Source organism: Mycobacterium sp., assembly GCF_035314665.1.
Taxonomy (GTDB): domain Bacteria; phylum Actinomycetota; class Actinomycetes; order Mycobacteriales; family Mycobacteriaceae; genus Mycobacterium.
This window is the reverse complement of the sequence record NZ_DATFZD010000432.1, coordinates 1-9,081: the sequence shown is the minus strand read 5'-3', so window position 1 is coordinate 9,081 and position 9,081 is coordinate 1. Positions and strand designations below refer to the sequence as shown.

The window sequence follows — 9,081 nt, the reverse complement described above, 5'->3', positions numbered from 1 at the left end:
GTGGCCGCGTTGATGGCCTGTTTCGTCTTGGCGAACGCCACGGCGGGTCCGGACAGCAATCCGGACACCACCTTGTCCACCTCGGCGTCGAAGCTGTCGGCCGGGTAGACCGCGCTGATCAGGCCGCACGCCAGCGCGTCGGCGGCGGGCAGCCGCTCGGCGAGCAACGCCATCCGCATCGCACCGATCCGACCGATCGCGGCGGCGATCAGCGCCGAGGCGCCGCCGTCGGGCATCAGGCCGATCTTGGTGAAAGCGAGCATGAAAAACGCTGTGTCCGAGGCCAGTACGAGGTCGCAGGCCAACGCCAGCGAGACACCGACGCCGGCCGCCGGACCCTGAACGACGGCGACGACCGGGCGTGGCAGCGCCGTGATCGCCCGCACTATCCGGTTGGCCGCCAGAATCAGCTCGTCGCCGGGGCCGACGCCGGCCACGTCGTCGGCGCTCATTCCCGCCCCGGAACAGAAGCCGCGGCCCGCGCCGCCCAACCGCACCACTTTGACCCGCGGATCGTCGGCTGCCTGCTCCATAGCATCGGCGATTCCAACGAACACCGGCAGCGTCAGCGAATTCAGGCTGTCCGGACGGTCGATCGTCACCGATAGCACCCCGTCGGTCAACGAGATGGCAAGCCCGTCGACGGGTGCGAGGGTGTCGATACCGGAATCGATGGCGGTCATGAACTCGACTGTAAGCCACCATCTGCGACCGGGCTGCAGGGCAGTCGACGGCGGCTGCGAAGATGCGAACAGAACCAGTGTCGACCCGCTGCGCCCGGCTTTGCCGCGCTGGCGGTCGCCACCCGGAGATTTGGTCTGTCGACAAGGAGGTCGCTAGATGGCGGGACCGCTAACAGGGCTGCGGGTGATTGAACTGGCCGGCATCGGGCCGGGCCCGCACGCCGCGATGATCCTCGGCGACCTCGGCGCCGACGTCGTGCGCGTCGACCGTCCCGGAGCCAGCGGCGCGGATCCGATGCTGCGCAACCGGCGCTTCGTCGTCGCCGACCTCAAGTCCGACGAGGGCCGCGAACTCGTCCTTCGGCTCGTGGCCAAGGCCGACGTGCTGATCGAGGGCTACCGCCCGGGGGTCACCGAGCGCCTGGGCCTGGGCCCGGAAGACTGCGCCAAGGTCAACGAGCGGCTGGTCTACGCGCGGATGACCGGCTGGGGGCAGGCCGGCCCGCGCAGCCAGCAGGCCGGCCACGACATCAATTACATCTCGCTCAACGGGGTGCTGCACTCGATCGGCCGTGCGGGCGAGCGGCCGGTGCCGCCGCTGAACCTCGTGGGCGACTTCGGCGGCGGGTCGATGTTCCTGCTGGTCGGAATCTTGGCAGCGCTGTGGGAGCGGCAGAACTCCGGCAAGGGCCAGGTCATCGACGCGGCGATGATCGACGGGTCATCGGTGCTGGTGCAGATGATGTGGGCGATGCGTGCCCTGGGCATGTGGACTGACGAGCGGGGCACCAACATGCTCGACGGCGGCGCGCCCTACTACGACACCTACGAGTGCTCGGATGGTCGCTACGTCGCGGTGGGTGCGATCGAGCCGCAGTTCTACGCGGCGATGCTGGCCGGGCTTGGCCTGGACGCCGCCGATCTGCCGAAGCAAAACGACCGCAGCCGCTGGCCCGAGCTGCGGGCCCGGTTCACCGAGGTGTTTGCCAGCCGGGACCGCGACCATTGGGCCAAGGTGTTCGCTGATTCGGACGCCTGCGTGACGCCGGTGCTGGCGTTCGGCGAGGTGGAGAGCGAGCCGCACGTCACCCAGCGGAATACCTTCTACCAGACCGGCGGCGGGCTGCAGCCGTTGCCGGCACCCCGGTTTTCCCGCACGGTTCCAGGCGAGCCGCGCCCGCCGGGGCAGCCCGGAGCCGACACCGAAGCCGTCCTCAGCGACTGGGTATAGTCCCGACCAACCAGTAGGTCGGCCCCGTCGGGGAGCGGCCGGACCGACCGAAAGGAATATTTGCGTGGAGATCAGGGATGCCGTAGCACTCGTCACCGGCGGCGCGTCCGGCCTGGGCCTGGCCACCACCAAACGCCTGCTCGACGCCGGCGCGCAGGTGGTTGTGCTCGACCTCAAGGGCGAGGACGTGGTGCGCGAGCTCGGCGAGCGCGCGCGCTTCGCGCCGGCCGATGTCAGGGACGAGAAGGCGGTGACCGCGGCCCTCGATATCGCCGAGTCGCTCGGCCCGCTGCGCATCGTGGTCAACTGCGCCGGCACCGGGAATGCCATCCGGGTGCTGGGTAAGGACGGCGTCTTCCCGCTGGATCTGTTCCGCATCGTCGTGGAGATCAACCTGATCGGCACCTTCAACGTGTTGCGGCTGGGCGCCGAGCGGATCGCCAAGAACGAACCAGTCGGTCCAGAAAGAGAAGAGCGTGGCGTCATCATCAACACGGCTTCGGTGGCGGCGTTCGACGGCCAGATCGGACAGGCGGCCTATTCGGCGTCCAAGGGCGGCGTGGTCGGGATGACGCTGCCGATCGCGCGCGACCTGGCCAGCAAGGGCATCCGCGTGATGACGATCGCCCCCGGCCTGTTCGACACCCCGTTGCTGGCCGGCCTGCCCGAGCCGGCCAGGCAGTCGCTCGGTCAGCAGGTGCCGCACCCCAGCAGGCTCGGCAATCCCGACGAGTACGGCGCGCTGGCCGTGCACATCGTCGAGAACCCGATGCTCAACGGGGAGGTCATCCGGCTGGACGGCGCGATCCGGATGGCGCCGCGGTAGGAGAGCCAAAAAAGTCCCCGCAGAAAGCCGGGGACCAAAAACGATGACGGAATGGCAAAGGTGCGATTGAGGCGCACGCTCACCTCGTCACCGGCGCGCCCACGTCGAACAGGCGCGCTCCGCGTAGATCAGCTCGCGGTGGGCAGCGGGTGCCAATCGTCGAACTGCTCCGAGCACTCACCCTCTACCAGCACGTCGCCGTGGTAGAGGGCCTCGAAATCAGCTTTGATCACGTCGGCACTCGAGTCATCGATCCACATGCACATGAGCTTATGAGCAACCATTAAGGAATCTTTGAGTCACGATTCGGAAAACCTTGGCAATATTACCGTCGGGTAGGGATCGGCTGCCGTGGACGTCTCGTCCGGACTCCCGGATGTTCGTCGCGTATCCAATTATCAGCCGATAGGCTCCGCAAAATGTCCTGGTTAATCCGCGTTTACGGTGAACCATCGCGGGGGCCGGGTACGTATTTAGTTGTGGGACGTCCGAGGGGCGTACCTGACCTTGCAAGGCTAAGTTATCGCTGATAAGTTAGCGCGGGTATCTACGGCGAAAGGACACGCATGCTGCAGGGAATCGCTCGCGTTGCCATCGTCGCGCCGCGCCGAATCCTCGTGGTCGCAGGTCTGGTCATGGTGGCGGCCGCAATCTTCGGGCTCCCAGTGGCCAAGAGCCTGTCCGCCGGCGGCTTCCAGGACCCGGAGTCGGAGTCGGCACGGGCCATCCACCTGTTGACCGACAAGTTCGGGCAAAGCGATCAGCAGCTGGTGATCCTGGTGACCGCGCCGGGCGGCGCGCAAAGCGACCAAGCCCGCCGGGTCGCCACCGACATCGTCGACCAGGTGAAACGGTCGGCCGGGGTCTACAACGTGTCCTCGGCATGGACCGGACCCACCGCCACTCCGCCGCACCTGGCCGTCGATCTGGTGAGCAAGGACGGCAAATCCGGGTTGATCGTGGCCAACCTCAAGGGCGGCGAGAACTACGCGCAGAACTACGCCAAGGCCATTGCCAAACAAGTCGTGCACGACCGCGACGGCGTCACCGTCCGAGCCGGCGGACTGGCGACGGTCTACACCCAGATCAATCACCAAAACGAGCGCGACCTGCTGCTGATGGAGTCCCTCGCCATTCCGCTCAGCTTTCTGGTGCTGGTCTGGGTTTTCGGTGGAGTACTGACCGCCGCCCTGCCCGTCGCGCTGGGTGGGCTGGCCATCGTCGGATCGATGTCGGCGTTGCGGCTGATCAGTTTCGCCACCGACGTCTCGACATATGCACTGAACCTCAGCAGCGCGCTGGGTCTGGCCCTGGCCATCGACTACACACTGCTGATCATCAGTCGCTATCGCGACGAGCTGGCCGATGGCCGCGATCGAGATGACGCGTTGATGCGGACCATGGCCACCGCGGGCCGCACCGTGCTGTTCTCGGCGACCACCGTCGCTTTGTCGATGGCGGTAATGGTGCTGTTCCCGATGTACTTCTTGAAGTCGTTCGCCTACGCCGGCGTGGCCACCGTGGCGTTCGTCGCGGTGGCGGCGATCGTGGTGACACCAGCGGCGATCGTGTTGCTCGGGCCGCGGCTGGACACACTCGACGTGCGCCGGCTGGGACGGCGGATCCTCGGTCGCCCGGATCCGGTGCGCAAGCCGGTGGAGCAGCTGTTCTGGTACCGGTCGACGAAGTTCGTGATGCGCCGGGCCGTGCCGATCGGTCTGGCCGTCGTTGTGCTGCTGCTGGTGCTCGGGCTTCCATTCTTCCGGGTGAAGTGGGGTATGCCCGACGACCGGGTGTTGCCGAAATCGGCCTCGGCCCACGCGGTCGGTGACCAGTTGCGCCGCGACTTCACCGACGACTCGGCGACGGCGGTAACCGTCGTCATCCCCGATGTCCGCGGCGTCAGCCCGGCCGACCTCGACCGCTATGCCGCCGACCTGTCTCGGGTGTCCAAGGTCTCGGCCGTGTCGGCGCCGACGGGGACGTTCGCGGCCGGCAATCGGGTCGGGCCGCCGTCCGCGCCGGCCGGAATGACGGGCGGCAGCGCATTTTTGACCGTCGCCAGCACCGCCCCGCTGTTCTCACAGGCCTCGCACACCCAGCTCGACCGGTTGCACGCGGTGGCGGGACCCGCCAGCCGCTCGGTGGAGATGGCCGGCCTGGCCCAGATCAACCGCGACAGCGTGCGCGGGATCACCACCCGGCTACCGCTGGTCTTGGGGCTCATCGCGGTGATCACGTTCGCGCTGTTGTTCCTGCTCACCGGCAGCGTGGTGCTGCCGGTCAAGGCACTGGTGTGCAACGTGCTGTCGCTGACCGCGGCCTTCGGCGCGCTGGTGTGGATCTTCCAGGACGGCCACCTCGGCGCAATGGACACCACCCCCAACGGGACGCTGGTCGCCAACATCCCGGTGCTGTTGTTCTGCGTGGCGTTCGGCCTGTCGATGGACTACGAGGTGTTCCTGGTCTCCCGGATTCGGGAGTACTGGTTGGCATCCCGGGCCACCCGCCCCGCGACGGCGACCAGCAAAACGAAGCGCGCCGACAACGACGAGAGCGTGGCCCTCGGCCTGGCCCGGACCGGCCGGGTGGTGACCGCCGCTGCGGTGGTGATGTCGATCTCCTTCGCGGCGCTGATCCCCGCTCAGGTGTCGTTCATGCGGATGTTCGGCGTCGGCCTGACGCTCGCGGTGCTGGCCGACGCGACGCTGGTGCGGATGGTTCTGGTTCCGGCGTTCATGCACGCGCTGGGGCAGTGGAGCTGGTGGGCGCCCAAACCCCTGGTGTGGCTGCATGAGCGGTTCGGCATCAGCGAGGCCCACGACCTCGAGATCCCACCGGCCACCGCCGGCGGTTCGACCGGGCGGCATCGCCGCGAAGACATCGACCCCGCCGGACTCGGAGCGTCCAACGGGGATCGGGGTGCGCGTGCGGCCGCGACGGTCCGACACTATGGCTAGCCCGACCACCGACAATCTTCGCCGCCGTCGTGCGCCACGCGGCTCCGGCGATCTGCTGCGCGACCAGATCCTGGACGCCGCTACCGAACTCCTGTTGGAAACCGGACACGCCAAGGCGGTGTCGATCCGCTCCGTGGCGCAACGCGTCGGCGTGACGCCGCCGTCGATCTACCTGCATTTCGAAGACAAAGACACGCTGCTTGACGCGGTGTGCGCGCGCTACTTCGAGAAGCTCGACGAGGAAATGCAGCGGGTGTCCGCGGGGCAGCCCTACACCATCGAGGTGCTGCGGGCTCAGGGCCTGGCCTATATCCGGTTCGCCACCCAGACCCCGGAGCTGTATCGGATCGCGACGATGAGCGAATGGCGTTCGGGCAGCGACGTCGATGCCGCCCTGGCCAGCTCGGCGTTCGAGCACATGTGTGCCACCGTGCGAGCGCTGATGGCCGAGGGCGTCTGCCCGCCCGGCGATCCGACAACCTTGGCCCTGCAACTGTGGAGCGCCGCGCACGGGGTGGCATCGTTGCTGATCGCGAAACCGCACCTGCCGTTCGGCGATGCCACCGACTTCGCCAACCGCCTGCTCGGCGCGGTGTTCTGCGGGCATATCGTGGAGGAGCTCGTCGGCGCCGACGCCACCCCACAGCAGACCCTGGAGTGGCTTAGGGCGGTTGGATCGTCGATGAAACCAACGGGAGGTTCGCAAGCGTGACTTCTTCGGCCCCGGGAAAGGTCGACAACCCCTTTTTCGCCCGCATCTGGCCCACCATCGCCGCGCACGAGACCGAGCAGATGCGGGATTTGCGTCGGGAGAATCTGGCCGGGTTGTCGGGCCGGGTCCTCGAGGTCGGCGCGGGCATCGGGACCAACTTCGCGCTCTATCCCGATTCGGTTGCCCAAGTCGTCGCGGTCGAGCCCGAACTGCGGCTCGCCGTACTGGCCCGCGACGCGGCCGCCACCGCACACGTACCGGTCGCGGTGACGGACAGGACGGTGGAAAGCTTCACCGCCGCCGAGCCGTTCGACGCGGTGGTGTGCTCGCTGGTGCTGTGCTCGGTAGCAGACCCTGATTCGGTTCTGCGGCAACTGTTTTCGTGGCTACGGCCGAGCGGAGAACTGCGCTACCTGGAGCACGTCGCCACCGGCGGAATCCGGGGTCGGTTCCAGCAGCTGGTCGATGCCACGATATGGCCGAGGCTGTGCGGCAACTGCCACACCCACCGCGACACCGAGCAGTCCATTCGCGCCGCGGGATTCGAGGTCGACAGCACCCGAACCGAACGGGCAATGCCGGCGTGGGCGCCGCTGCCGGTGTCGGAGTTCGTGCTCGGCCAGGCGCGGCGTCCGGCTTAGTCCAGCAGGGCGGGCAGCCGCTGCAGCAACGTCGGCAGCGCCTTGCTGGCCGTCTCGCGCACGGTGACCGTGGCGCTGTCGGACAGCGGCGTTGGCTCCGGATTGACCTCGATGACGACCGTGCCGCGCGCCAGCGCCAACTCGGGCAGGCTCGCCGCCGGGTACACGATGCCGGAGGTGCCGACCACGACCAGCAGGTCGGCGGCGGTCGTAGCCTCGACGGCGCGCTGCCACGGCTCCTCGGGCAGCGGCTCGCCGAACCACACGATGTCGGGCCGGATCAAGCCGCCACAGTCGTGTGTCGGTGGCTCTACTTCCAGGGCCGGCTCCGTCATCTCGGGCAACTTGCCTGTGTAAGGCAAACCGCAAGTGTCGCAACGGAAGTCGAACAAGCTGCCATGCAGGTGATGCACCGGTGAGCTACCGGCGCGCTCATGCAGGTCGTCGACGTTCTGCGTGACGACACTGACATCGGCGTAGTCCCGCCAGGCGGCGACGGCGCGGTGGCCGGCGTTGGGCTCAACGGTGGCCACCAGGTAGTGCCGCCACAAATACCATCCCCAAACCCGCTCGGGGTTGCGATGCCAACCTTGCGTACTGGACAGCTCGTAGGGGTCGAATTTGGCCCACAGCCCGTTCTTGTCGTCACGAAACGTCGGCACGCCACTCTCCGCTGAGATTCCCGCGCCTGACAGGACCGTTACTCGCACCCCACCAAGATAGCGGGACTGCGAGATACTGAGCAGGTGGAGCTGGGGAAGTGGCTGCGGGTCGACGGCCGAGCCGGTCGACCGCTGTTCGACCAGCTTCGAAACCAGATCATCGACGCAATTCGGGACGGCAGCCTGCCGCCCGGGGTCCGGTTGCCAACGGTACGTGAACTGGCCGGTCAGTTAGGGCTGGCGGTCAACACGGTGGCCCGCGCATACCGCGAGCTGGAGATCGCGGGCGTCGTCGAAACCCGTGGACGCTTCGGCACATTCGTTGCCCGCGCGGACCCGTCGGATTCTGCGATGGCGGCCGCGGCCCGCAGCTACCTCGACGTCGCGCGCGGACTGGGCCTCGGCAAGGCCGACGCGCTGCGCTATCTCGAGGCCGCTCCCGACGACTGAGCGAGATCGGGCGTCGATCATTTCAGCAGCTTGGCCAGGGTGCGCACATTGCGGGTGGTTGTCGACGATTTGTATCGCTTCTTGCCCATCGTTTTGCCGATGGTGCTGTCCAGCGTCTGGTTCTTGGGCACCTGCCAATAGATCACGCCGGCGGAATCGGATCCGCGGGTGATCTTCTCGTCGGCGCCGGCTTGGTCGGCCAGTGCGGCGAGTTCGTCGAGCAGGTCGGTGTCGCTGACAAACGTGACGTAGGACTGGCAGCCGTCGAGTTCGGGCTCGAACGGGTAGGCATCGACGATGGCCCGTACCGTCTCAAGGGGGTAGACCAGCACCCAGGCGTCGTAGCCGAACCGCTGCCGCAGCGCGGCTTCGGCCTTGGTGCGCACCGCATCCGCACCAGCGCGTGACTCCAGAATGATGTTGCCGCTGGCCAAAATCGTACGTACGTTGGCGAACCCGGCGTCGGCCAACGCGTGCGCTACGTCGGCCATCTTGAGGTTGACGCCGCCGACGTTGACGCCCCGCAGGAACACCGCGTAACGGGTCATAAGCGTGATGGTAGGGATTCTGCGACGACTAGTAGGCTTTCGCCATGGGACGCCAAGTGTTCGACGACAAGCTGCTGGCCGTGATCGCCGACAATTCCCTGGGCGTGCTGGCCACGGTCAAGCGCGACGGGCGTCCACAGCTGTCCAATGTGTCGTACTACTTTGACGCCCGCAACGCGGCCGTTCAGGTGTCGGTCACCGAGCCGCGGGCCAAGACCCGCAACCTGCGTCGCGACCCGCGGGCGTCGCTGCTGGTCAGCTCCGACGACGGCTGGTCCTACGCCGTCGCCGAGGGCGACGCGGAGCTGACGCCGCCGGCGCTCGCGGTCGACGACGACACCGTCGAAGCGCTGATTACGTTGTACCGC

11 protein-coding genes are annotated in these 9,081 nt (G+C 67.4%); 7 read left to right on the top strand and 4 right to left on the bottom strand.

Annotation, left to right across the window (positions count from 1 at the left end; all coding sequences use genetic code 11):
• Positions 1-683 (bottom strand): enoyl-CoA hydratase (locus tag VKI00_RS31380; RefSeq protein ID WP_324446934.1); only part of this gene is annotated, 683 nt, incomplete at its 3' end.
• A gap of 157 nt (positions 684-840) precedes the next feature.
• Between VKI00_RS31380 and VKI00_RS31375 the strand changes: the two genes are divergently transcribed.
• Together VKI00_RS31375 and VKI00_RS31370 are read left to right on the top strand one after the other, a co-directional pair.
• Positions 841-1,914 carry a CaiB/BaiF CoA-transferase family protein gene (locus VKI00_RS31375; protein WP_324446932.1) on the top strand — a complete coding sequence of 358 codons (1,074 nt, stop codon included), beginning with the start codon at positions 841-843 and terminating at the stop codon, positions 1,912-1,914.
• A gap of 64 nt (positions 1,915-1,978) precedes the next feature.
• Entirely contained in the window at positions 1,979-2,740 is a 762-nt protein-coding gene (locus VKI00_RS31370; RefSeq protein ID WP_324446930.1) for a 3-hydroxyacyl-CoA dehydrogenase, read from the top strand.
• A 128-nt stretch (positions 2,741-2,868) separates the two neighbouring features.
• Here the strand turns inward: VKI00_RS31370 and VKI00_RS31365 are convergent, their stop codons facing one another.
• On the bottom strand, positions 2,869-3,000 hold the full coding sequence (locus VKI00_RS31365) for a hypothetical protein (protein WP_324446928.1): 132 nt from the start codon (positions 2,998-3,000) through the stop codon (positions 2,869-2,871).
• Between the two features lie 306 nt (positions 3,001-3,306).
• Here VKI00_RS31365 and VKI00_RS31360 point away from each other — a divergent pair, with 306 nt between their 5' ends.
• The 3 genes from VKI00_RS31360 to VKI00_RS31350 are packed head-to-tail and all read left to right on the top strand — an operon-like array spanning position 3,307 to position 7,053.
• The gene (locus tag VKI00_RS31360) at positions 3,307-5,700 is read left to right on the top strand and encodes an MMPL family transporter (protein ID WP_324446926.1); all 2,394 of its coding nucleotides are present in this window, start codon (positions 3,307-3,309) and stop codon (positions 5,698-5,700) included.
• Positions 5,693-6,412: a TetR/AcrR family transcriptional regulator gene (locus VKI00_RS31355; protein WP_324446924.1), complete on the top strand. Its 720-nt coding sequence runs from the start codon at positions 5,693-5,695 to the stop codon at positions 6,410-6,412. The genes VKI00_RS31360 and VKI00_RS31355 overlap by 8 nt, the downstream gene beginning before the upstream one ends.
• On the top strand, positions 6,409-7,053 hold the full coding sequence (locus tag VKI00_RS31350; RefSeq protein ID WP_324446922.1) for a class I SAM-dependent methyltransferase: 645 nt from the start codon (positions 6,409-6,411) through the stop codon (positions 7,051-7,053). The genes VKI00_RS31355 and VKI00_RS31350 overlap by 4 nt, the downstream gene beginning before the upstream one ends.
• On the opposite strand, the gene VKI00_RS31345 is transcribed toward VKI00_RS31350, so the two are convergent.
• A complete protein-coding gene (locus VKI00_RS31345) occupies positions 7,050-7,763 on the bottom strand; it encodes an NAD-dependent deacylase (RefSeq protein ID WP_324446920.1) in 714 nt (237 codons plus the stop codon). The genes VKI00_RS31350 and VKI00_RS31345 overlap by 4 nt on opposite strands.
• 36 nt (positions 7,764-7,799) lie before the next feature.
• On the opposite strand from VKI00_RS31345, the gene VKI00_RS31340 reads away from it, so the two are divergent.
• Complete coding sequence (locus tag VKI00_RS31340) at positions 7,800-8,165, top strand: GntR family transcriptional regulator (protein ID WP_324446918.1); 366 nt, start codon at positions 7,800-7,802, stop codon at positions 8,163-8,165.
• Positions 8,166-8,182: 17 nt separating this feature from the next.
• On the opposite strand, the gene VKI00_RS31335 is transcribed toward VKI00_RS31340, so the two are convergent.
• On the bottom strand, positions 8,183-8,713 hold the full coding sequence (locus VKI00_RS31335; protein WP_324446916.1) for a DUF1697 domain-containing protein: 531 nt from the start codon (positions 8,711-8,713) through the stop codon (positions 8,183-8,185).
• Positions 8,714-8,757: 44 nt separating this feature from the next.
• Here VKI00_RS31335 and VKI00_RS31330 point away from each other — a divergent pair.
• On the top strand, positions 8,758-9,081 hold a 324-nt coding region (locus VKI00_RS31330), incomplete at its 3' end, for a PPOX class F420-dependent oxidoreductase (protein WP_324446914.1).